We start from the raw sequence: 23,423 nt of genomic DNA on the forward strand, positions 1-23,423 counted from the left end.
GTTTTTAGCAAAAAAAATAAAAATAGCCGAAAAAAACATAAGGAATTGATTACTTTACCATATTCATCTACATTAATTGCAGGCTGTTTATTCGTTAACTACATGAAAAGACCTCTTAAACTTTTATTTGTATTGTTACTCAGCACAATTTCCTATGCACAAAATATGGGTTTATATAAGGAGTTGGATTCGCAGATTTTGAAAGAGAAACACCATGACCAAACAAAAGAGTTCCGGTTAGATTCTTTAAAATTTACATTGCTTGACCTCCGCACCAAAGGAAAGGAATGGGATAAATATCTATTATATGAAGAGATCGCCAATGAATATTCTACCTATGTTTTTGATTCAGCAATGCATTATTATCGAAAGGCGATTGATTTGGCCTATCGCATGAATCACCCTAAAGCCATTGCTCAATGTCAGTCCGGTTTTGGTCATTTGTTGGTTTCGGTAGGTTACTATAAGGAAGCCATCGATACGTTAAACAAGGTCAATATTCTCAAGTTGCAAAAAGAGGACCTTCAGGATCATTTTAGCTACAAAGTCAGAGCGTATTACGATTTGGCAGATTATGTTAATGATGGTTATTATTCGCCTGTGTATCGGGTTCAAGCTGAGGCTTATGTCGATTCTGTCTTAAAACATCAGGTTCCCAATACAGTGCAGCCGCTAATCACAAAGGGTTTGCGCTTTTTGGCAAGATGGCAACCAGACTCTGCCGCTCATTATTACGCTAAGGCGGGTAAGATGCCAATTACCTTGCACGAGCAGGCTGTGATTCACTCTTGTCTTGGGTATATCGACATAACAGAGAATAAAATTATATCCGGAAAGGAACATCTAATAAGATCTGCGATCGTTGATATTAAAACTTCAACCAAGGAAGCTATGTCATTGATGGTGTTGGCTCGTTTCTTATTCGAACAAGGGGAGGTTGATCGTGCCTACAAATATATTCTAAAGGCTAAAGATGATGCGGCGTTTTTTGGTTCGATGCAACGAAAGCTGCAGGTGGCAGAAATATTTCCGGCTATTGAAGGAGCTAAGTTGCTGCTGGAAGAAAGAAAAAAAGAGAAGGCGGTACGTTACATTTGGGTTGTTTCTGCCCTTGTGCTGGTTGTGTTCGTATTCCTGTTGTTGGTGTATCGTCAACTTTTTAATCTCCGAAAAATTTGGATGATAATTAAGCAAAACAATCACGAGCTGAAACTTTTGAATAACCAACTGAACGAGGCCAATAAAATTAAGGAAAGATACATTGGCCATTTTTTCAATACGGGTTCTCTGTTTATTCACAAGCTCCATGATATTTCCGTGGCTTTAAACAAAGTATTAGTGGCAAACAACCCGCAAAAATTAAAAACTGTCCTCAGGAACATTAACCCCAAAAAGGAAAGAGATCAATTGTTCCATGATTTTGACGAGGTGTTCCTAAAACTATTTCCAACTTTTATAAATGAAGTAGATAATTTAGTGGAGCCTGATCGAAAGTATGTATTAAAACCAGGTCAGCTATTGAATACTGAACTTAGAATTCTGGCATTGATTCGCCTAGGGGTAGAGGACAACGAAACCATGTCCCAGGCTCTTGGGGTATCCATTAACACTATTTATACCTATAAAACCAAAGCTAAAAATAAGTCGGCACTTTCTACAGATGAATTTTTTAAACGACTGAAAGGTGTTAAATCGGTTTAACCCTTTCTGTGTTGTACTTTCCCCCAAAATATAAGTCTCCTAAAGCTTGTCATTCCGAACGAAGTGAGGAATCTTTTCAATTTTAACCGACAATAATGATTTCGAAATGTGCCAACCGTGTTTTTAAATTTGTGACATATGTCACAATCGCGTTATGGGACTAGGTAATGTTAAAAAAGTATGGCTATTAAAAAATAGATATAAAAATAGGTTGTAGGGGGTTCGAAAACAAGGGCTGTGGGATGAAAAATATGTCGCAAATAAATTTTAACCGCTCAATTGTGAGTGGTTGTTTGTAGTTATAAAAAAAATATATATTTTTGACCCATGTTTTTGAATTGAAAGACCGAATCGGATTAATGTTCAAAAATGAAATTTAAAAACAATACAAAGCTGATAGTTTGATTAAGCTTACAATTAGAAAGTTGAATGTTACTAACGTTAATTGCTCGTAAAAGTGTTCCCCCGCTTGAGTAGTTGACTAGCTCACATAAATAACTATAGTATTAACAAAAACCTTTAGTCTAATGAAATATCAAAAAATTATAATTAAAATATCAAGTTGATTTGTGTCTACAAAACTTGACAAACTCGTTAATTATATCTGAAACGAATCATTAATAGTAATTAAATACCCGATTACCGTTAATTGAAAAATCGCATTGTCTTTTTATTAAATACACATTTATTAATTTAAACCTTTTGTTTTATGCGGAAATTAGCATTATTTCTGTCTATGGTTCTATTTGTAGGATCACAGGCTTTGATGGCCCAAACAAAAGCTATTTCAGGAAAAGTTGTCGATAATTTTGGCGATCCTATTCCTGGAGTATCTATTATTGTTAAGGGTACAACTTTAGGGACGGTATCTCGTCCGGATGGATCATATTTGCTTAATGTACCAGAAGATGCAGAAACCTTGGTGTTTACCTTTGTTGGAATGGAAACCAAGGAAATTATTATTGGTGCTCGCACAAATATCAACGTTATGCTTGCTTCAAGTGCCATAGACGTTGATGAAGTAGTAGTTACTGCACTTGGAATCTCGAGAGAGAAAAAATCGCTTGGATATGCTGCACAAGGTGTTTCGGAAGAAGATTTAATGGCTGCGAATGACGTAAATGCTATTGCATCTTTATCAGGAAAAGTTGCTGGATTAAGCGTTTCAGGCCAAAATTTTGCTGGATCACAGAACATCCTTATTAGGGGAGCAAGTTCGTTCAGCGGAAATAACCAACCCTTGTTTGTTGTGGATGGAGTGCCTATTAGTAATGAGGGATTCAATGACGAAAACACCCAAATCGGGGGTGGTGGTTATGACTATGGTTCAATGGTTTCTGACCTTAACTCATATGATATTGCCAGCGTTGAAGTACTAAAAGGATCGGCTGCATCAGCGCTTTACGGAAGTAGGGGACAGAACGGTGTAATCATGATTACAACCAAATCCGGTAAAGCCGGGAAAAAAACATTCTCAGTAGACATTAACTCGGGTATTACCTTTGACAAGGTAAGTATCCTGCCTGAACTACAAGATAAGTATGGTGGTGGTTATGGTGATTTTGGAACAACAACAATTGATGGTGTTGAGTACAAAACAGTAGGTTATGCTATTGATGAGAGTTGGGGTCCAAAATACGAAGGACAGGACGTATTACATTGGTGGGGCATCACCGATTACGAACAAGGAATTACGTCTACTCCGGTTACCGGTAAATGGGTTGCTCCACAAAGTGATGTTGAGGACTTTTATGAGACAGGTGTTACCTATCAAAACAGTGTTAACGTTGTAACCACGTCTGAGACTTCAGCTTTAAGGATTGGATATACCAATGTTACTATGGAAGGTATAGTTCCAAATTCTGAGCAGAACAAGAATACATTTAACATCAATGGTAATACTTCTTTATTGGATGGTTTAGTTGAGCTTAACTCAAATGTTACTTTTGTTCATACAGATACTAAGGGACGCCCACAGTTCGGTTATGGCGATAATTCTCAATCTCAAAAATTCTTCCAATGGGGGCAGCGTCAGTTAGACATGGACAAACTGAAGAACTACGAGAATCCTGACGGAACCAATAGAACCTGGAACAGAACATCTGTTACCGACCCTACTCCGAAGTATTCTGACAATCCTTACTGGACGGCCTATAAAAACTATCAGGATGACGATAGGACACGTATATTTGGTACTGTTGGAGGTAAAATAAATATTACAGACTATTTATTTGCATCCGGTAATATTTATCTTGATACATATACGTTTAATGCTCGAGAAAGAGTCGCTATTGGTTCTCAAGCGCAGTCAATGTATAAACAAGTACAGCGTCAGGCAATCGAGACCAATTATGAAGGAAAATTAAACTTCAAAAAGAGATTTGGTGAATTTGACGTGCTTGGATTCGTAGGTGGTAATATTCGAAAAGAAGACTATTCAAGGTTTGAAGGTGAAACGAATGGCGGATTGGTTATTGATGGATTATACAATCTAAATAACTCAGCTAACCAACCTACGTTGGATGATTTTGACCGATCAAAACGAGTAAATAGTTGGTTTGGAATGGCAAGTGTAGGCTATAAGAGTTTCGCATATTTAGATGCGACCTACCGTACGGATTATGATTCATCTTTACCTGAAGGGGATAATGATTATAGTTATGCGTCTGTTTCTGCAAGTTTAATAGTTTCTCAATTGTTAGATTATTCCTGGTTGAACAACCTGAAAGTTAGATTGAACTACGGAGAGACGGGTAATGGTACAAGCGCGTATAATATATTTAATACGTATACAATCAGTGATCCATTTAATGGTAGTCCACAGTTTACCAACGATGTTAGATTAAAAAATCAGAATTTAAAACCGGAAATGACTGAAGAAGTCGAATTTGGTCTTGAAGGAGCTTTCTTAAATAACAGAGCTGGTTTTGATTTCTCATACTATAACAGGGATACCAAGAACCAGATTGTTCCGGTTGAAGTATCTGGATCTACTGGTTATGTTGAGCAAATGATTAATGCTGGTTTAATCAATAACAAGGGTATTGAATTAATGGTATATGGTACGCCAATAAAAAAAGGTGACTTTACCTGGGAATTAAGCCTTAACTATGCAAAAAATACTAATGAAGTTAAAGAGTTACCTGCTTCTTTAGGAGGTAAACTTCAGCTAGCCCGTGCTCCTTTTGGTGGCGCGTACCTAAATTCGGTTGAAGGAAAAACTTTCCAGGAATTATATGCCTACGATTTTGTTTATGATGATAATGGAAATAAGGTAATTAATCCAGAAACAGGATTTTATGCTATGGGTGATTTGCAATCCATGGGATCTGTATTGCCTGATTATACTGCCGGTTTAAAAAGTACATTCAGGTATAAGAATATTGATCTGGGTGTTTTGATTGATATGTCAAAAGGTGGAAAGTATTACTCACTGACTAACATGTGGTCAATGTACTCAGGTATGGCTGAGGCAACTGCCGTTTCTACTTCAAATGGTAATACTATCCGTGAAGATGGAATCGTACTTGATGGAGTTGTGGACAAAGGAAGTGGTTATGTGGAAAATGACATGAATATTAGCGCGATCGACTATGGAGAACTTCACTACCATGGATATGATACACCAAGTGCGACTAGCGTATTTGACGCAGACTATGTGAAATTACGCGAAGTTACTATTGGATATACCTTGCCTCAGTTTGTGGACGTAATCAAAACCATTAGGGTATCTGCCTATGGAAGAAACCTAGCTATCTGGGGATTGGATAACAAAGGTATTGATCCGGAAACCATTGTTGGAGGTAATGGAAACATTCAAGGGCTTGAGGGAGGTATCGTTCCTGGAACTAAGTCATATGGATTCAATGTTCAAATTAAATTTTAATTAAAAAAGCAACAACTATGAATAAAATAAAATATATCATTGTTATTCTGGTGGCTATAGTAACATTTTCATGTGATGTAGATTACTATAGCGATCCAAACGAGCCAGAAATAGCACCTACCTATGGATTGATGAACAGGGTGCAGAAAAGATTGATGGATGATACTCGTGATGAGTGGTTTTCCGGGAGAATGTCGTTATTGTGGGTGCAATATTGGAATCAGACTGCTTATACTGAAGAAGATAGGTTTCAGTACAGAGAAACTACAAACCAGAACGGTTGGGATGATTTATACAAAAATGCACAGGACCTAATTGATATTATTGGTTTTAATACCGATGAGGCAACTAAAGGTTCGATGGAAGCTTATGGTCCCAATGAAAACCAAATAGCAGCAGCCAGAATTATGTTGGTTTACATTTACCAGATAGCCACCGAAATGTGGGGTGATGTACCTTATTATTCTTATGGTAGTGATGATGCAAGCTTTCAGGCAAACGCTATTAAGTCGGATGGAATTACTACCCCTGCTTATGCAAAGCAATCAGATATCTATGCAGACATGCTTAATGAACTTGATGAGGCGCAAGCAATGATCATTGAAACTGAAAACATGATTGATGGTGATAACTTTTTCGGGGGTGATGCAACGATGTGGAAAAAGTTTGCTAACTCATTAAGATTGAGAATTGCTAACCGTGTTAAAGATGTATATCCAGCCGCTTCAAGCCATATTACTGATGCTATAACTGCAGGTGTAATGGAAAGTAATGATGACAATGCAGGAGTAACCTACGAGGCTAATGCTTTAAATGGTGCACCTATGTATCGCGCGTTTTATGTTGAGAATAGGATTGATTTTGCTCCTTCCTGGTCATTTGTGGAGTTATTGCAAGGAAAAAGAGGACCGTTTGCTGCCGATCCACGATTGGATGTATTTGTAGACGATAATGAAGACGGATTCAAAGTGGGTATTCCTTTGACGAGTGATAATGGGGAAGTAGCAGGATTTGTAAAAGAGTCACTTCCTGGTGAGGCTATCCTTGCTTCCAATTATACCGAGATTTACATGGAGTATGCCGAAGTTTGCTTTATTTTAAGTGAAACCAATTCTTGGGATCAGACCTGGTACGAGAAAGGAGTTAGAGCTTCAATGGAGAGATGGGGCATTGATGCAGCTACTATAGATGCCTATATTGCCGCATTACCTGCAGCAACTGAGGAAACCGTTATAACACAAAAGTATATTGCGCTATATATGCAACCGATGGAGGCATGGAGTGAGTACCGAAGAACAGGTTATCCTAACACCCTGATAAAGCCTAACGAGACTTACGATTACACCTATTCTGTTAAAGATGCAGATGGTAATGTAAGTGAAGTCACCGAAACATATACGTATGCAGTAGGTAGTCTTTCTTCTGATGTTCCATCAAGAGTTAGTTACCTGTTAAATGAATATAGTGTGAATGAGGCCAACGTTGAAGCAGCAAAAACTTCAATGGGCGGTGATGAAATAACTACCCAATTGTGGTGGCAACCATGATAAACGATAAAACAACTAAGCTGTGGTGGGACACATTAGATTAAAGGTTTAGTTGTGTGAGTGGGGGCAGATCCGTAGGGTCTGCCCTTTTTTATTTTACTTTCATGGGAATACCGCTTACCATCAGGATCACCTCGCCAGCTTTTTGTGCGATATGCTGATTCATCCAGCCTTGAAGGTCTGTAAATTTGCGCTGGATCTCATTTTCGGGCATGCCACCTAAACCAATTTCATTGGAGACAATAATAAAATGGGCATCTTGCTGAATCAACTTTTCAAACTCGCGTTTTGCTTCGGTGAGCGATTTGTCTATATCGCTTTGGTTATCGAAAAAAAAGTTGGTCAACCAAAGAGTAATGCAGTCAATCAGAACGACTTTCCCGGAAAGATCATGTTGCGATAAGTATTTTTCTTCTTCGACATTCTCCCATCTATCATCACGATCCTCCTGATGACGTTCAATTCGTTTTTGATGCTCTGCATCCCAAATGCGAGATGTTGCCAAATACACCGGGTTACTGCTCGCTTCTAGGGCAACTTTTTGTGCATATGCACTTTTCCCGGAACGCTGTCCGCCTGTAATAAAGGTTAATCTTTTCATTGGGCAATGGTCATTTGTTACTAGTCAATGGTCATTTGTTATTAATACTAAGTTACGTTTTTCACTATTGACTAATGACCAATTAGCTATCAACTATTATTTAATAAATTCTACTTCTTCGAAATCAGAGTGCAAAGTTAATTTAATGACTGCTCCATAATTCAGTTTGAGGCGAAATACTTTGCTTAACGGAATGTGAAGGTAGCGAGAGCATAAACATCGCATTATACCAGAATGTGTCACCAAAGCCACTTTGAGTGAATCACTTTTCCGTATAAGTTCATCCATAAAACCTGAGGCTCTTTGGTATAAATCATTAAAACACTCACCATTTGGAGTTGGAATATTCACAAAGTCGGCACTCCAGGTTTTCATTGTTGATCTATCAATATCGGCCCAAAGTTTCATCTCCCAATCACCAAAGTTCATCTCCATTAACCTATTGTCAGTATTAATATCTAAATCAGAAAACAAACTTACAGCTAACTTTTGACACCTAATTAGCGGGCTTGCAGCAACTAGCTCAGGAGAAAATCCATTGAGTAAATGTTTAATATCATCAACTTCTTCATTAAAACTTTCAACTACATCAACATCTGAAATACCATAACAAACCCCAGGTTTCACTTTAGGCGTGGTATGACGTATTAGGTAAACTTCTTGCATAAAACGTGTAGTATTAAATAAAAGAAACAATAGAACTTAAAGCAACGATACTTAAATAAAAAACAACTTCTGTAACCTGTTGCATGGTTCCCAGGCAATCGCCCACATATCCTCCAATCCATTTTTTAAAATATCTTTCGAGCCATACTTTGGCAATCAGTAGCGGAATAACAGTTAAAAAAATAGTCCAGTTCACAAATATAAGAAACGTGCATAACCCTATTAAAACGGCAATCCAAAGATCACCAATATGCAAGTTTTTGGTCACCGGTTTCGATTTGCTGAGCTCATCCTCACGAACATAGGGAAGGTTGTACATGGTAGACACCGCAAATGTTCGGCTAATGCTATGGCCTGCAATTAATGAAGGAATTACAAAAGCAACGGGCAGGGAGCTCAGTGCTAAAAACTTAAGCATCAAAATCAATATCATACCAATCATTCCGTAAGCACCCACTCTGGAATCTTTCATTATTTCCAGAATTTTTTCTTTGGTCCACCCCCCTCCAAAACCGTCGCAAACATCGGCAAAACCATCCTCGTGAAAAGCTCCGGTCAATAGAATTGTTGAAACCATCGATAAAATGATTGAAATGCTTTGCGGGAAAATGAAGCTTCCTAACCAAAATACCAAAGCACCAAAGCCACCAACTATAATTCCTACCAACGGAAAATATCGGTTGCATTTATTCAGGTTTTTTTCTGAATATCCAACCCACTTAGGAACAGGAATGCGAGTGATGAACATTAGGGCGGTAAAGAATAGTTTAATTTGTTTCATGTTATTGGTTTATTGGTCAATGGTCACTTGTCATTAGTTGGTTCATCAATAGTTAATAGCCGGAGAAAGTTTAATGCATGTGATATAATCCTTTGTGTTTTAATAGTTTTCTGAATATATGGCTAGTGCGTTTACAATGCCATTCTCAATATTTATAGCTTATTATGCTCCACTCTTGTGCTTTAACCACTTTGTTACAGGTCTACTCCTGGCCACTGACCAGTTATGAATGCCCAGTGACTACTGACTAATCTAGCATTGACTAATTATCTATTACTCACTCCTGCGTTCTCAAAACTGCTCATCTCATTAAAAAAATTAATCGCGCTTTCAATAATAGGATAAGCTACTGCACTGCCAGTACCTTCTCCCAATCGCATATGAATATCCAGAATAGGCTCTGCCTTTAAGTAATCGAGCATTAAGGCATGTCCTTTTTCGTGCGATTTATGAGAGAATATGCAGTAATCTAAAATATTGTTGTTGATTTCGTATGCGGCAAGCAAGGCGGAAGTAATAATAAAGCCATCTACCATAACAACCATTTTTAGTTCTGCAGCTTTTAACATGGCCCCGGTTATGGTTGCGATTTCAAAACCGCCAAGATTTGCAAGGGTTTTATACGGATCGGTATGGGCGTTATGAAGCTTGACCGCTTTGTCTATAACTGAAGCTTTATGTTTAATGCCGTTTTCGTCTAATCCAGTTCCGGCTCCGGCAGCATCTTGGGAGGAGCACTTTGTATAAGCGCACAAAAGAGCAGCTGCCGAAGTTGTATTTCCTATTCCCATTTCGCCAAAACCGACTATGTTGGTACCTTCATGATGTAATTTTTGAACCATGTCGGCCCCGTTAGTCATGGCCCTCTTACACTGTTCCATGGTCATGGCCGGTTCTTTGGCAAAGTTTTTAGTGCCGTGTGCAATTTTTGCATTTATTAGTTTTGGTGAAGCTTCAAAGTCAAAGTTTACACCCGTGTCAGCTAAAATAAGTTTAATATTATTCTGGCGTGTAAACACGTTAATGGCTGCACCTTCACTTAAAAAGTTCATGACCATCTGAAAGGTTACTTCTTGCGGGAAGGGACTAATTCCTTCCTCGGTAACGCCGTGATCGCCAGCGCATACTAATATGGCAGGATGGTTGAGTTTTGGGGAAAGCGTTTCTTGCACCTGGCTGATTTTGCGAGCTATACTCTCCAGTTTTCCCAATGATCCCAAAGGTTTGGTCTTGGTATCAATTTTATGATTGATTTTGTCGGTAAGTTCTGATTGAACTGGTTTAATGTTGAAATCCATATTCGAAATTTGGTAGAATAAAAAAGCGCCCTGAGTTTTCAAAGCGCCAGTAAAAATATAGTATTTATCGGTTTATCAATAATAGTCATCCCACTTTTAAAAATTCCAACCAACCCTTAATCCCATGCTAATGGCTAACGGGAATTCTTCCACTCCACCAATAAATGCCTTGTGTAAACCAAAGTCCTTATCATCTTGCCCAAAACCATAACCAACACCTACAAACCAATCCATCAGAAACCCATTTTCAAATATCCATTGCTTGCCAACATTTAATAATACAGCAAACATAACATTGATATCTGTGTATCGTTCATCTTCTCCAATAAAGCTATAGTTTTTGTATGCAGAGTACTCATAATACGAAAATGCAATTTCGGGGCGTATATAGCTACCTTTTAAAATATGGGCAAACTTCTGACCGCGGATATAATAATCGGGGCTTTTTATGAATTTATAACCCATTTTTATAAAAGCTCCTGATTCGTTGTTGTTGCCAAGGTCCCAACCTGCCCCAATAACACCTAACGTTGTTTCAAAGCTTCGGCCTGGTTTTATGCTTTTTTCGTAGCAAATATTTACGCTGTTAAAAAGAGGCGAGAGGAAATTAAGTTTTATATTGTTCTTTTGGTCCGTAATATAGTTGCTCGGATCATATAAAAACTCAGAAAACTCCAGTTCTTTTCCATTAGCAAATATTACTTTGTTTACTTTGTCTTTGTTGATACCAAATAATATTGTTTCGCTAATTTCGGGAGTCAGGTATTTTATCTCTTCATCACCGATTTCTTTGATGACACAATTGATAGTGTCATTGTTTGTTTTGATGAGAATATCTTGTGCACATAGCTTGCTGAGAGCAATGAGTGTTAAAAAAGCAATAGTTAGGCTAAGTCTTTCCATTTTGTAATAATTTATAGTTATAAGCAAATGTAATATATTTACTTAAATACGTGTACCATGTGCGGTAATGTAAATTGTCGCGGAATATTGTTTCTCTGGTTTTGCGACTTTAGACGTCGATCGGCTTTTTACAATGCAGCATTCTTTTATCATCCAGGTATAAGATGATAAAAAATACAAATGGTTGCTTGATAAAAAATGAAAGTCCTTTAAGTGGGGGTTATTTAAATTTTCCCTTGAATAGATACCCCAGGTCGTTGATCATTTCTTCCACTTTGGTTGAATTGATACTGGTGCCGTTCACTTCTACCTTATTGAGTGCCGGAGTGGCGGTAACCGAGGATATGCCCTCGATGTTTCTAACGTTTTTCTCTACACTGGCTTTGCAGTGGCTGCAGGTCATCCCTTCCACCTTAAAAATTTGGGTTTTTATATTTCCGGCAAAGGAGAATTGGTTTGCAGAGAACTTTGGTGGAGAAACTTGATTTGAGCTCACCTGAGTATTAAGCAACAATGGTTGTGCTTCTGCAGTAGCGATAGGTCTTTTCAATTCAATATATTTCTGAATATATCCGTAAATAATTAAGCTCACTAATATAACTGAAGATGATATTTTAAACCATAAAGGTAACATTTCGTGTTGATGGTGCAGGTGCGAGCTTCCAGTCATTATAAACCATTCAGCAGGTAAAAAGTGATTTATCAGAAGACCAAAGACTAAGGCTCCCCCAATGATAGATCCTAAATAACTGAACAATGTTTTGTTGCCAAATACTTTTTTAATGATGGTGATGGTAGCGGCATTGGTGGCCGGACCTGCCATTAACAAGATGAGTGCCGCCCCGGGCGATAAGCCTTTCATCATTAAAACAGCAGCAATAGGCACCGATGCCGTGGCGCAAAGATAAAGGGGTACCGAAGCCAATAAAACAGTGAGCATACTTAGGGCTTCGTTTTGCATATAACGGATAAAGAAATCATCGGGAATAACAGTGGATAATACAGCCGCTATCAATATGCCAATTATTAACCATTTGGCAATGTCCATCAAAAACTCATTGAAGCCGTATTTAAACATTTTAATAATGCGATTGCTTTTAACCGTATTTGTTGCGCAGCTCGCAGTTGAAATTTCATTTGTTGGTGTATGCTTACCTTTCCCAAATATATTGGTAACTACTCCACCTATTACGCCTGTAATTAAAGCGACAATAACTCTTATTATAGCAAAAGGCAAGCCCAATAACGAGTAGGTGACCAGTACGCTGTCTACCCCTGTTTGTGGTGTTGATATTAAAAATGAAACACTTGAGCCTTTTGATGCCCCATTCTTGTAAAACGATATTCCTGTTGGTATTACACCGCATGAACATAGCGGTAGCGGAATGCCAATTAAAGCAGTGTTGATCACCGATTTCAAATTATTATTACCCATAAACCGGTCAATCCAATGCTGAGGAAACCACACTTTTAGTACACCTGCAAATAAAAACCCAAGTAGCAGATATGGAGACATGGCGTTAAGCAGATCAATAAGCTCCCAAAAAAAATGATGTAAGAATGTTAGCATTACTTTGAAATTTAGGTGTTATTATAAAAACAAAACACAAAGAAATTAGTTTTTAGCACAAAAAAAATCCCCATAATTGGGGATTTATATAAAAATATAGATATATAGTTAATTATCTCATGTCGATAATGTCTACATTGGGGTTGGCACTTTCGTTGTATACAAACATGCTGTCGTCCATTGGTGTGTTGCTTTCTAACTTGTTGATTAATATTGTGTAGTTGTTGCCATCTTTACTGATTTGTTGAATCTTGTTGATTTGCATATTATCTTTTGTAATCTCCAATTTAATGCGTGAATACGGTTTGTCACGGTTAATCGGATACAGGTCTATGGAATATACTGCAGTGCCGTTGCTGTCTTTTTCGCCCAGGTAGGCGTACTTAAACCCGGTTTGGTAAATCGTGAAGATGGAAGCAGGGTTTAACGTTTCTTCGTCATCCGGATCAGGCTCGTCGATATTCACTTCGTCTGCATCAATCATATGCGTCCAGAGAGTCTTGCCGTCAAAATAAGTGTCTACATCCATTAAGTTGGCCTTGTATTTATCCCCTTTAATAAAAATAGTACCTGTGTACTCTTCTTGAATATCTTCTTGCAGATTTTCCAGGCTAAACGAAAAGCTGGCTTTAATCGTTTTGTATGTTTTGGTTTTTGCTGTTACTTGATCCAGGATTTCTTTTGCTTTTTCCGCGTTCTGCGCAAACATGAACCCTGGAATCAAAGCGAGTAGTAAAAGTAATTTCTTCATATTGTATAAATTATTTGATCTTATTTACGGTGTAATGGGTGTAAGCTTTTCAAAAACGATACCAAAACTCACTTTGACAAGCCAAACTCATAAAAAATCGGCTTGTCAAAGTGAGGTGGCAAATTTTTAATTCAATTTAAAAACTAATCTGTCATCACAATATTTCCTTTTATATTCTTGTTCAACAATGAATTAAAATTTTTCTTGCTTATTTAAAGCCCCTTCAACAGATGCTCTAGCGATAAATCATCGGGGATTAAAACTTGCCGTGCCTTACTTCCTTCAAAAGGCCCAACAACGCCGGCTGCTTCCAGCTGGTCAATGATTCTACCGGCACGGTTATAACCTATTGAAAACCTTCGTTGAATCAAAGATGTGGAACCCGATTGGTTGGCAACCACCACCCTGGCTGCTTCTTCAAAAAAGGCGTCCTTGTTGCTCATGTCAATTTCCCCCGCTTCAGTGGAAGATGTATCGCCAATATATTCGGGCAATAACAAGGCACTGGGATATCCTTTCTGAGAACCGATGAAATCGTTTATTTTTTCAACTTCGGGTGTGTCTACAAAAGCACATTGAACACGCACCAAATCGCTTCCTTGGGAGATAAGCATGTCTCCTCTACCAATTAGTTGGTTGGCACCGGGCGAATCAAGAATCGTTCTGGAGTCGATCATAGAGGCTACCTTAAAAGCTACCCTGGTTGGGAAATTGGCTTTAATAACCCCTGTAATAATATTGGTGGATGGGCGCTGTGTGGCTACAATCATATGTATTCCTACGGCACGGGCAAGCTGGGCTATACGTGCAATGGGCATCTCTACTTCCTTGCCAGCCGTCATTATTAAGTCGGCAAACTCATCAATTACAACCACAATATATGGCATAAAGCGGTGACCGTTCTCAGGGTTAAGCGAGCGTTTTACAAACTTGTGGTTGTATTCCTTGATATTACGGGCGTGTGCTTTTTTCAACAGATCATACCTCGCATCCATTTCAATGGTCAGCGAATTTAAAGTAGTCACCACTTTTTGCACATCGGTAATAATGGCTTCATCCTCGTCGTCGGGTAATTTGGCCAGGAAATGTCGCTCAATCTTGCTATAGATATTAAGCTCCACCTTTTTGGGGTCGACCAAAACAAACTTTAACTGAGATGGATGTTTTTTATATAAAAGAGAGGTAATGATAGCATTCAATCCCACGGATTTACCCTGGCCGGTAGCCCCTGCTACCAACATATGCGGTGCTTTGGCCAAATCGATAACGAAAGTTTCGTTGGAAATGGTTTTTCCCAGTGCAATAGGTAGCTCATATTTTGTAGTCTGGAATTTTTTGGCAGCTATAATGGTTTTCATCGAAACCACCTCAGGTTCACTGTTGGGAACCTCAATACCAATGGTGCCTTTACCCGGTATTGGGGCAATAATACGTATGCCCAATGCAGCCAGCGACAGGGCAATATCATCCTCCAGGTTCTTGATTTTGGATATTCGAACACCCGGAGCAGGAACGATCTCGTACAACGTAACCGTAGGACCAACCGTTGCTTTAATACTCTTAATCTCAATTTTATAATCGATTAAGGTGTTAACAATCTTATCTTTATTGGAGTTTAGTTCTTCGTCGGTAACGGGTTCGTTGCCAAAGTGGTGGTCTTCCAGTAAATCGATGGTAGGCAGTTGATATGAAGAAAGGTCCAAGGTGGGATCGTAATCTCCCAATGGAATATTTGCTTTTACTTCAAAATCCTTTTCCTCTTCAATTTTTTCTATGGTGAAATTACCATCATGGTTAACGTCTTCCGAACCCTCGTTATCAGAAATGTCCAGCTCAATGGGTTCATCTGCAATATCCGTATTTTCCAGTGGTTCGGGCGTTAGCTTTTTGACCTCAAATTCTTGCTCAGGCGCTAATTCGGGTGTATCCGTAGGTGTGGGTGCTTCTTCAGGGGCGGGATCTTCCTCTATGTCATCCGCTTCAACAGAAGTCAGTAACGAAGCATCTTCCGTCTCGGTTTTGTCGTTTTTAACCGGGACTTTAATCTTCGTGCCACTGGTAACAAATACTTTTTTAACAAAAGGAACGAATCCGTCAAATGTAAAGGTTAAATAGATAATGAGTGTGAAAAATAAGAAAAGGATGACTCCGACATTACCAATGGCCGAGACTAACCATTTGCTCATAAAGTACCCCATTTCTCCACCCAGTAAAATATAATGGTCGTTCACCGAATTCATAAATAAGTAGCCCAGCAGGATAGAAAGCCATGCCCCGGTATAAAAGCAGTGCCAAATAGTTTTTCTGACAGGGGCAAGCTTAATATTTATAAGTTTAAAAGCGATTACGGTAAGCGCTATTACAATTACCAATGCAGGCACGCCAATTCCGGAGTTGATAAATAAATCGGCAAAATAAGCGCCTAGTTTCCCCGTGCGATTCTGAACGTTAATGTCCGGGTTGAAAATAAACTCAAAGAAGTTGATGTTGAATTTGCTGTGATCGGCTCCACCGGTAAAAACAAATGAAACAAATGCGATCAGTAAAAATAAGGAATAGACCATTAAAAACAGTCCAATAAAAAATCGTACCCTGAAGTCACTGATTTTATTTTTTAAATCAGTGATAAAATTATTTTTAGTCTTGGATTTAGGTCGTTTAGTTTTTACTCCCATTTTAAAATTATGTTAATTGTAGGTGTTGATTCGCAGACAAAATTAATAAATGTAGTTTCTAATTTATTAATTAAATTGAATTCTTTTACAACGATTTTAAGCGATAATTATTTTAATGCCTTAGTATAATCAGGTAGACGATTTGAAATAATTGCTGAATCGGAAGCGAACGACTTATTGGAAATTGTTAATCATGGTTAAAATTAATGCTTCAATTTCTTTTTCGGGTGTACGTTTAAAGCCACTTGGGATTTTAAATGCAGCGTTGTCGGGAATAGTGTAATCGACATCACATGCTTTAAAATAAAATCGTACTCCGTTGAAATCAATATGAAATTCCATCAATATTCCCGGTATCTCTTTGAATGGGGTATGTCTGTTGGGGTTGTCGATATTAATATCCCCGGTGTAATATATGGCGAATGGTTCATCCTTGTCAAACTGTACCATTGCCTTGCTACAGCTTATCCCGGCCACATTTTTGGTTTCGTTTTTCAAGTAAGTAATGGAAGGGGTTGAACCGTTGTTGAAGAAAAAAAAGTTGGAGCTTATTGGGCCGATATGCAACAAGTTGTTGTCCATAAAGCGGAAGAGTGTAGCACAGGAATCTTTAGCGGATGGGGAATAAAAATCTAATGAGAAGATATTGAAACTGCCTTTGAAACTGAAACGCGTTCGGTTATCCTTAAAAATCAGTTTTAATTCTCGAGGCATAAGGCTGCCGGTAGGGGAATCGGTAATTTCTTTAGGGTATGCAATGTTATAGGTAATTACACCGGCATTGGGGAACTCGGGTTTATTGGATTTATTTATACATCCCTGTATCAATACAGAAAGCAATACTATATAAGCAGTGTATTTCATGAAGGCTTAATTGAAACAGGCTACCGAACTGATTCCCTATTAAATTACCGGCAACAAAATAGGGATAATAAATGAACCTGCCATTTCTATTTGTAATTATTTTGCAGGAAGAAATATCTCGGAGATCATGCACCTGGCACTGCCTCCGCCAATCGTCTCAATGGTTTTTGTGTTCATTGGAAAAGGTTCGCAGTAGTTTCCGATAGCTTCTTTTTGTTGGTCGGTCAAAACCTCGAAAGCACTCAGCGACATCACCAAAATTTCCTCACCGCTTTGCGTTAACAAAGAAATCATATTGCCAGCAAAATAATTTACTTGTTCCAGTGTAATGCTAATTATCTCGTGACCCGTTTGTTCCAAAGAATCAATCACCAAATTTCTTTCACGTTCATCCTTGATGCTTTCTAAACAAATAACCGAAAACATTTTACTCACGCTCATCATCACATTGGTGTGATATATTTCCTGGCCGGATTTGTCGGTAGCTGTAAAATAAACCGGTTTGTAATTGATGATATCACATAACTCAATAAAGACATCTCTGTCGGTTCGTGGAGACAAACATGCGTAAGCAATTTTATGCATATGGTCGAAAACAATACTGCCGGTACCCTCTAAAAATTTACATTCGGCTTCGTGATTCGACAGGTCAATCAGTTTCTCAATCTTAAACCTGGCTTTTATTTGGCCGATAATCTCAGGTCTTTTTTCCACTTGACGGTTGGGTGTAGCAATGGGATATAAAATAGCGGTTCCGTCCGCATGGAATGAACCCCAATTATTCGGAAAAACAGCATCTGGTTTTATGGGAGTATGCGTGTCCTGAACCACCATCACATTCACGCCCTTGTTTATAAGGCGCTCGGCAAATGTGTCAAATTCCTCTATAACCCGGGCTTTTATCTCTTCCGGACTAAGATCAACCGTATTCTGGAATGCATTGGATATAGCAGTTTGCTGGTTAAAGGTAAAGTTGGCCGGGCGCACCAAAAGGATATTTGAAGTGGATTGGTTCATGACGGTTATAATTTTAAAATTAAATGAAACTTAAAAATACGACTCAAAATGAAAAAATAGATGATAAATTGAACCCAAGTTAGAGAATGAAGAAAGGCTATCAGATTTAATCCAACAGCCTTTCTTGTGAATTTGTCTACACTTCTGGCGGTCTTGATGTTAAATTAAACCTCTGTCATTTAAAAGCGCTTTTTCATCAGGCTCAGCACCTCTAAACCTTTTATATAATTCCATTGGGTCTTCGGTACCACCCTTCTCTAACACGTTTTTTCTAAACTTATTCGCAGTCTCCCTATCGAATATACCGTTCTCCCTAAATGCCTGGAAAGCATCAGAATCCAAAATGGCAGACCAAATGTAAGCATAATAACCGGCGGAATAGCCGCCCGAGAATATATGATTAAAATAGGTGCTTCTGTAACGACTTACAATTTCAGGTATCAAATTCATTTTAGCAAGAGATTCTTTCTCAAAATGATTAGGGTCTGCATCTAATGTCTCTGTTAAAGTATGGTAATCCATATCTAAAATAGCGGCAGCCAAATATTCGGTTGTCATAAATCCCTGGTTGAACTTGGAGCTCTTCTGAATTTTTGAAATGAGTTCATCAGAAATCACTTCGCCTGTTTTATAATGCTTTCCATACACTTTTAACAGTTCCGGTTGAGCAGCCCAGTGCTCCATTACCTGCGAAGGAAGTTCAACAAAATCTCTGGGCACCGATGTTCCCGATAAACTATAATACTGACATTTTGAGAGTAAGCCGTGCAATGCATGTCCAAACTCATGAAACAAGGTAGAAACCTCGTCGAAGCTTAAAAGTGCGGGGGTATCATCCGTTGGGCTGGTGAAATTGCATACCATGGTGATGATAGGTGTAATGTTTTTTCCGTTATTAACTTCTTGTTTGCGGTACGAACCCATCCAGGCACCGCCCCTTTTGCTTTCGCGAGGGTGGAAATCCATAAATAAAATACCTACATGGCTATCGTCTGCTTCCTTTACTTCAAACGAAAGAGCATCAGGATGAGGGGTGGGCAGGTCAGTTCTTTTTTCAAATTTTAAACCATATAGGTTGTTGGCAGTATAAAAAATGCCCTCAACCACATTGTTTAGTTCAAAATATGGTCTAATCTCGTTTTCGTCCAAATCGTACTTTTGCTTCTTTACTTTCTCGGCATAGTACCACCAGTCCCAAGGTTCCAATTTAAAGTTGCCTCCTTCGGCATCGATCATCTTTTGCATGTCGGCCACCTCTTGTTTGGCTACTTTAAGCGATTTCTCCATTAAAAAAGCGAGTTTGTCGTTAACTGTTTCAGGGGTTTTGGCCATGTTCTGTTCTAAAATAAAAGCAGCATGGTTTTCGTACCCAAGTAATTTGGCCCTTTTAACACGAAGTGAAACTATTTTTTTGATGTTCTCTTTGTTGTCGAATTTGTTATTGTTGTCACCTCTATTAATGTAGGCTTTGAACAGTTTTTCTCTCAAAGACCTGTTTGTAGAATATTGCAGGAACGGTGTAATGCTTGGGCGTTGGGTGGTAAATACCCATTTGCCTTCGAGGCCGTTATCCTGGGCTGTTTTTGCTGCTGCGTCAATTTGTCCTTTGCCCAATCCGGCTAAGTCCTCTTGCTTATCAACAATCATCATATAATCGTTGGTTTCGTTTAGCACGTTGTCGCCAAACTGTAGGGTAAGTAACGAAAGTTCCTCGTTAATTTTCCTGAACTCGTCTTTTGATTCTGCAGGAAGGTTGGCTCCACCACGTGTAAAAGCCTGGTATTTTTTCTCCAATAACATGCCTTTTTCCCCCGTTAATCCCAGCTTTTCCCTCTGGTCGTATAGTGTTTTGATGCGCTTAAACAATGTCTCGTTTAAAAATACATCGTCGTTTAGCTTAGACAGTAACGGGGCTATTTCTTTTGCAATAGCATTTAACGAATCGTTGGTGTTAGCACTTTTAATGTTATAAAACACGTTACTTACCCTGGTCAATAGAGGATTGCTATACTCTAGTGCCTCAACGGTATTGGCAAAAGTAGGTTCTTCCGTGTTTTCCGTAATGGCCTTGATGTTCTCTTGTTGCTCCTTGATAGCTGCGTTATACGCAGGCATAAAGTGCGCTGGTTTTATTTGCTCAAATGGCGCAATCTCAAACGGCGTATCATATGCTACCAGCAATGGGTTTGTGTTCATGGCGGTCTCTGTTTTACAGGCACCCATAATTATAAGTGCGAGTATTAGAAAAAAGGTGATTTTTTGCATAACGGTTAATTTATTTCTGTTTTGATGGCGAAAATAGGCAATTTCTGTATTAATAATAATGATGTTTTTCATAATAATTAAAACAGGAAGGAACGGTGCGTTTTGAGTATCAGGTTAAAAGTAAATATATGGAGAATGTTTTAAATCACAAGCCCTAATTGATTGTTGGTATTCGTATAAAACCCGTGTTGGATTATGCAGGTATAAATAAAGAAAAAATTCTGCAATTGTTTGGACAACAACAAGTTTAATGAGTTGGTGTGTGTTAAAATGTTGATAGTTAACTGGTCACAAGCTTAATTTATGTTGTAAAACAATCTTTTTTTAGGCACTTATTGTGTATTAGGTCATTTTTTAGTTTTATTTTTGAGGCTCAAAATTTTAGTATACAATAAATTTTAAATATAAATAGATATGAAACCATCGCACATTGAGCACATTGGAATCGCGGTTAAGAGTTTAGATGAGGCTATTCCTTTTTACGAGAAAGTATTTGGTTTGGAGTGTTATGCTGTTGAAGAAGTAGCAGAACAAAAAGTGAAGACTGCCTTTTTTATGGTTGGACAAACAAAGATTGAGTTGTTGGAGTCTACGGATCCGGAAGGTCCTGTTGGCAAATTCATCGAGAAAAAAGGAGAGGGTGTTCATCATGTTGCCTTTGCAGTTGAGAACCTGGCGGAAAAGCTAGTATCTATTCAGGATGCAGGAGTAAGGGTAATTGACAAAACTCCACGTCAAGGTGCCGAAGGGTTGAATATAGGTTTCTTGCACCCAAAATCTACTTTTGGTGTATTAACTGAATTGTGCGAAGATCCTTCTAAATAAAACTGCTATTAATAATAGAATTTAAATGTTTTATACCGATTGGTATAAGAATTTACAAACAATATTTCATGTCAAGTCAGGATAAAGTAAAAAAACTAATAGACCTCAGAACTGAGGCTAAATTAGGTGGTGGTCAGAAAAGAATTGACAGCCAGCATGCAAAAGGAAAGATGACCGCCCGTGAGCGTATCGAAGCGCTTGTGGACGATGGTAGTTTCGAAGAGTTCGATATGTTTGTGACACACCGATGTGTGAATTTTGGAATGGAAAAAAACAAAATTCTTGGGGATGGCGTGGTAACAGGTCATGGTACTATCGATGGTAGGGTAGTTTATTTGTTTGCCCAGGATTTTACCGTATTGGGCGGTTCTCTCTCGGAGACATTTGCACAGAAAATATGTAAAGTCATGGATATGGCCATGAAGGTCGGAGCTCCTCTTATTGGAATTAACGATAGTGGTGGTGCCCGTATCCAGGAAGGGGTAACCTCATTGGCGGGCTATGCCGAGATTTTCCAGCGTAACATCGAAGCTTCGGGTGTTATTCCGCAAATCTCAGCTATTTTTGGTCCTTGCGCAGGTGGTGCCGTGTATTCTCCTGCCCTGACCGATTTTATCATGATGACCGAGGATTCCAGTTACATGTTCGTGACAGGGCCCAAGGTGGTTAAGACTGTAACCGGTGAGGACATAACCACCGAAGATTTAGGAGGAGCCGCGGTTCATGCTTCTAAATCAGGTGTTTCTCACTTCCAGTTAGAAAATGAGGAAGAAGGTATTTTGTTAATCAGAAAGCTTCTTTCGTATATGCCTCAAAATAACCTTGAGGAACCACCAATGGTAGAGACTAAAGATTCAATCGATCGTATGGTGGACTCATTAAACGAGATTATTCCGGATAACCCGAATCAACCATATGACATGAAAGATGTTATTTATGCCATGTCGGATGATTCTGAGTTTTTAGAGGTACACCGTAACTATGCAAAAAATATTATAGTAGGGTTTTGTCGCATGGGGGGCATGTCGGTTGGTGTTGTGGCTAACCAACCAAGTTTCCTTGCGGGAGTGCTTGATTGCGATGCGTCACGTAAAGCCGCTCGTTTTGTTCGTTTTTGCGATGCCTTTAATATTCCAATTTTAACTTTGGTTGATGTTCCCGGATTTTTACCAGGTAGTGGGCAAGAGTATGCAGGTATCATAACACACGGTGCTAAACTAATGTTTGCTTATGGTGAGGCCACTGTACCTAAAATTACGGTTACTTTGCGTAAATCCTATGGTGGGGCGCACGATGTGATGAGCTGTAAGCAATTACGCGGTGACCTGAACTATGCCTGGCCAACTGCCGAAATTGCGGTAATGGGTGCTAAAGGTGCGATTGAGGTTCTGGAAGGCAGGGCAATGTCAAAAATCAAAGACCCAGCAGAAAAGGCAAAGTATGCTGCGGAAAAAGAAGCGGAGTATACTGAGAAGTTTGCTAACCCATATCAGGCGGCTGCCTATGGTTATATCGATGATGTTATTGAGCCGAGAAACTCTCGTTTCCGTATCATCAGGGGTTTACAAAGTTTGCAAACCAAAAAGCTAAACTTGCCTCCTAAAAAGCACGGTAATATTCCATTGTAACAGTTAATCGTATAAGGAACCGGTAACCTTTGGTTATAGGTTCCTTTGATGACCGGACACTTTACAATCACAAAAAAATATGGAGATGAATTTTTTACAAGTAACCAGCGATACCTGGACCATTACTCTTTTGGGATGGGTGATCGTATTTGCCGCCTTATTGTTTTTGGTAGGTATCTTTTTGTTGGTTCCAAAAATAATTAGGTGGAGCGTAAAAAGAAGCCTGCGGATTAAAGGTAAGGCTGAGTTAGCAGCAGGGCACCAGGATATTACTGGTGAAACAAATGCCGCTATTGCTACAGCCCTGCATCTATTTTTTAACGAGATGCATGATGAGGAGAGTAATGTAATTACTATTAAGCAAGTGCGAAGACGTTATTCGCCATGGAACTCGAAGTTGTATGGAATGAATAATGTGACATATGAAAAAAATAGAAGATAAAAG

At 38.8% G+C, this 23,423-nt stretch carries 17 protein-coding genes; 6 read left to right on the forward strand and 11 right to left on the reverse strand.

The window, feature by feature from the left end; genetic code table 11:
* Positions 1–165 precede the first annotated feature (165 nt).
* The 3 genes from ACT29I_RS21515 (at position 166) to ACT29I_RS21525 (ending at position 7,134) form a co-directional block, all read left to right on the forward strand.
* A complete protein-coding gene (locus tag ACT29I_RS21515; protein ID WP_444794375.1) occupies positions 166–1,701 on the forward strand; it encodes a DUF6377 domain-containing protein in 1,536 nt (511 codons plus the stop codon).
* A gap of 709 nt (positions 1,702–2,410) precedes the next feature.
* Entirely contained in the window at positions 2,411–5,587 is a 3,177-nt protein-coding gene (locus tag ACT29I_RS21520) for a SusC/RagA family TonB-linked outer membrane protein (RefSeq protein WP_444794376.1), read from the forward strand.
* 17 nt (positions 5,588–5,604) lie between these two features.
* Positions 5,605–7,134, forward strand: a complete 1,530-nt coding sequence (locus ACT29I_RS21525; RefSeq protein ID WP_444794377.1) for a SusD/RagB family nutrient-binding outer membrane lipoprotein — start codon at positions 5,605–5,607, stop codon at positions 7,132–7,134.
* A gap of 91 nt (positions 7,135–7,225) precedes the next feature.
* Here the strand turns inward: ACT29I_RS21525 and cobU are convergent, their stop codons facing one another.
* From cobU to ACT29I_RS21580, 11 genes are all read right to left on the reverse strand, one after another.
* Positions 7,226–7,735: a bifunctional adenosylcobinamide kinase/adenosylcobinamide-phosphate guanylyltransferase gene (cobU, locus tag ACT29I_RS21530; protein WP_430935118.1), complete on the reverse strand. Its 510-nt coding sequence runs from the start codon at positions 7,733–7,735 to the stop codon at positions 7,226–7,228.
* Positions 7,736–7,831: 96 nt separating this feature from the next.
* Positions 7,832–8,401, reverse strand: a complete 570-nt coding sequence (cobC, locus tag ACT29I_RS21535; RefSeq protein ID WP_444794378.1) for an alpha-ribazole phosphatase — start codon at positions 8,399–8,401, stop codon at positions 7,832–7,834.
* A gap of 13 nt (positions 8,402–8,414) precedes the next feature.
* The gene (locus tag ACT29I_RS21540; protein WP_430935120.1) at positions 8,415–9,182 is read right to left on the reverse strand and encodes an adenosylcobinamide-GDP ribazoletransferase; all 768 of its coding nucleotides are present in this window, start codon (positions 9,180–9,182) and stop codon (positions 8,415–8,417) included.
* A 266-nt stretch (positions 9,183–9,448) separates the two neighbouring features.
* Positions 9,449–10,480 (reverse strand): nicotinate-nucleotide--dimethylbenzimidazole phosphoribosyltransferase, encoded by a 1,032-nt coding sequence (gene cobT, locus ACT29I_RS21545; RefSeq protein WP_430935121.1) that lies wholly within the window; start codon positions 10,478–10,480, stop codon positions 9,449–9,451.
* Between the two features lie 96 nt (positions 10,481–10,576).
* On the reverse strand, positions 10,577–11,383 hold the full coding sequence (locus ACT29I_RS21550) for a hypothetical protein (RefSeq protein ID WP_444794379.1): 807 nt from the start codon (positions 11,381–11,383) through the stop codon (positions 10,577–10,579).
* A gap of 220 nt (positions 11,384–11,603) precedes the next feature.
* A complete protein-coding gene (locus ACT29I_RS21555) occupies positions 11,604–12,953 on the reverse strand; it encodes an SO_0444 family Cu/Zn efflux transporter (protein ID WP_430935123.1) in 1,350 nt (449 codons plus the stop codon).
* A gap of 112 nt (positions 12,954–13,065) precedes the next feature.
* Positions 13,066–13,704, reverse strand: a complete 639-nt coding sequence (locus ACT29I_RS21560; protein WP_444794380.1) for a LolA family protein — start codon at positions 13,702–13,704, stop codon at positions 13,066–13,068.
* Positions 13,705–13,916: 212 nt separating this feature from the next.
* Positions 13,917–16,379: an FtsK/SpoIIIE family DNA translocase gene (locus ACT29I_RS21565; protein WP_430935125.1), complete on the reverse strand. Its 2,463-nt coding sequence runs from the start codon at positions 16,377–16,379 to the stop codon at positions 13,917–13,919.
* 174 nt (positions 16,380–16,553) lie between these two features.
* Complete coding sequence (locus tag ACT29I_RS21570; protein WP_430935126.1) at positions 16,554–17,243, reverse strand: hypothetical protein; 690 nt, start codon at positions 17,241–17,243, stop codon at positions 16,554–16,556.
* A gap of 96 nt (positions 17,244–17,339) precedes the next feature.
* Positions 17,340–18,260: a citrulline utilization hydrolase CtlX gene (gene ctlX / locus ACT29I_RS21575; protein ID WP_430935127.1), complete on the reverse strand. Its 921-nt coding sequence runs from the start codon at positions 18,258–18,260 to the stop codon at positions 17,340–17,342.
* A 159-nt stretch (positions 18,261–18,419) separates the two neighbouring features.
* Positions 18,420–20,597, reverse strand: coding sequence for a M3 family metallopeptidase (locus ACT29I_RS21580; protein ID WP_444794381.1), 2,178 nt, complete (start codon positions 20,595–20,597; stop codon positions 18,420–18,422).
* 342 nt (positions 20,598–20,939) lie between these two features.
* Here ACT29I_RS21580 and mce point away from each other — a divergent pair, with 342 nt between their 5' ends.
* From mce to ACT29I_RS21595, 3 genes are all read left to right on the forward strand, one after another.
* A complete protein-coding gene (gene mce / locus ACT29I_RS21585; protein ID WP_430935131.1) occupies positions 20,940–21,350 on the forward strand; it encodes a methylmalonyl-CoA epimerase in 411 nt (136 codons plus the stop codon).
* A gap of 68 nt (positions 21,351–21,418) precedes the next feature.
* Positions 21,419–22,978: an acyl-CoA carboxylase subunit beta gene (locus ACT29I_RS21590; protein WP_430935133.1), complete on the forward strand. Its 1,560-nt coding sequence runs from the start codon at positions 21,419–21,421 to the stop codon at positions 22,976–22,978.
* Between the two features lie 85 nt (positions 22,979–23,063).
* Entirely contained in the window at positions 23,064–23,420 is a 357-nt protein-coding gene (locus ACT29I_RS21595) for an OadG family protein (protein WP_430935135.1), read from the forward strand.
* Positions 23,421–23,423: the final 3 nt, after the last annotated feature.

The organism is Saccharicrinis sp. GN24d3 (genome assembly GCF_052400645.1).
Taxonomy (GTDB): Bacteria; Bacteroidota; Bacteroidia; order Bacteroidales; family Marinilabiliaceae; genus Saccharicrinis.

Excerpts from the sequence above, each read along its gene's own strand:
- ACT29I_RS21595 (WP_430935135.1), top strand. The coding sequence starts at position 23,064 with ATGAATTTTTTACAAGTAACCAGCGATACCTGGACCATTACTCTTTTG.
- cobT (WP_430935121.1), bottom strand. The coding sequence starts at position 10,480 with ATGGATTTCAACATTAAACCAGTTCAATCAGAACTTACCGACAAAATC.
- ACT29I_RS21515 (WP_444794375.1), top strand. The coding sequence starts at position 166 with ATGGGTTTATATAAGGAGTTGGATTCGCAGATTTTGAAAGAGAAACAC.
- ACT29I_RS21525 (WP_444794377.1), top strand. The coding sequence starts at position 5,605 with ATGAATAAAATAAAATATATCATTGTTATTCTGGTGGCTATAGTAACA.
- ACT29I_RS21580 (WP_444794381.1), bottom strand. The coding sequence starts at position 20,597 with ATGAAAAACATCATTATTATTAATACAGAAATTGCCTATTTTCGCCAT.
- ACT29I_RS21520 (WP_444794376.1), top strand. The coding sequence starts at position 2,411 with ATGCGGAAATTAGCATTATTTCTGTCTATGGTTCTATTTGTAGGATCA.
- ACT29I_RS21550 (WP_444794379.1), bottom strand. The coding sequence starts at position 11,383 with ATGGAAAGACTTAGCCTAACTATTGCTTTTTTAACACTCATTGCTCTC.
- ACT29I_RS21570 (WP_430935126.1), bottom strand. The coding sequence starts at position 17,243 with ATGAAATACACTGCTTATATAGTATTGCTTTCTGTATTGATACAGGGA.
- ACT29I_RS21555 (WP_430935123.1), bottom strand. The coding sequence starts at position 12,953 with ATGCTAACATTCTTACATCATTTTTTTTGGGAGCTTATTGATCTGCTT.
- ctlX (WP_430935127.1), bottom strand. The coding sequence starts at position 18,260 with ATGAACCAATCCACTTCAAATATCCTTTTGGTGCGCCCGGCCAACTTT.
- ACT29I_RS21540 (WP_430935120.1), bottom strand. The coding sequence starts at position 9,182 with ATGAAACAAATTAAACTATTCTTTACCGCCCTAATGTTCATCACTCGC.
- cobC (WP_444794378.1), bottom strand. The coding sequence starts at position 8,401 with ATGCAAGAAGTTTACCTAATACGTCATACCACGCCTAAAGTGAAACCT.
- ACT29I_RS21590 (WP_430935133.1), top strand. The coding sequence starts at position 21,419 with ATGTCAAGTCAGGATAAAGTAAAAAAACTAATAGACCTCAGAACTGAG.
- mce (WP_430935131.1), top strand. The coding sequence starts at position 20,940 with ATGAAACCATCGCACATTGAGCACATTGGAATCGCGGTTAAGAGTTTA.
- ACT29I_RS21565 (WP_430935125.1), bottom strand. The coding sequence starts at position 16,379 with ATGGGAGTAAAAACTAAACGACCTAAATCCAAGACTAAAAATAATTTT.
- ACT29I_RS21560 (WP_444794380.1), bottom strand. The coding sequence starts at position 13,704 with ATGAAGAAATTACTTTTACTACTCGCTTTGATTCCAGGGTTCATGTTT.
- cobU (WP_430935118.1), bottom strand. The coding sequence starts at position 7,735 with ATGAAAAGATTAACCTTTATTACAGGCGGACAGCGTTCCGGGAAAAGT.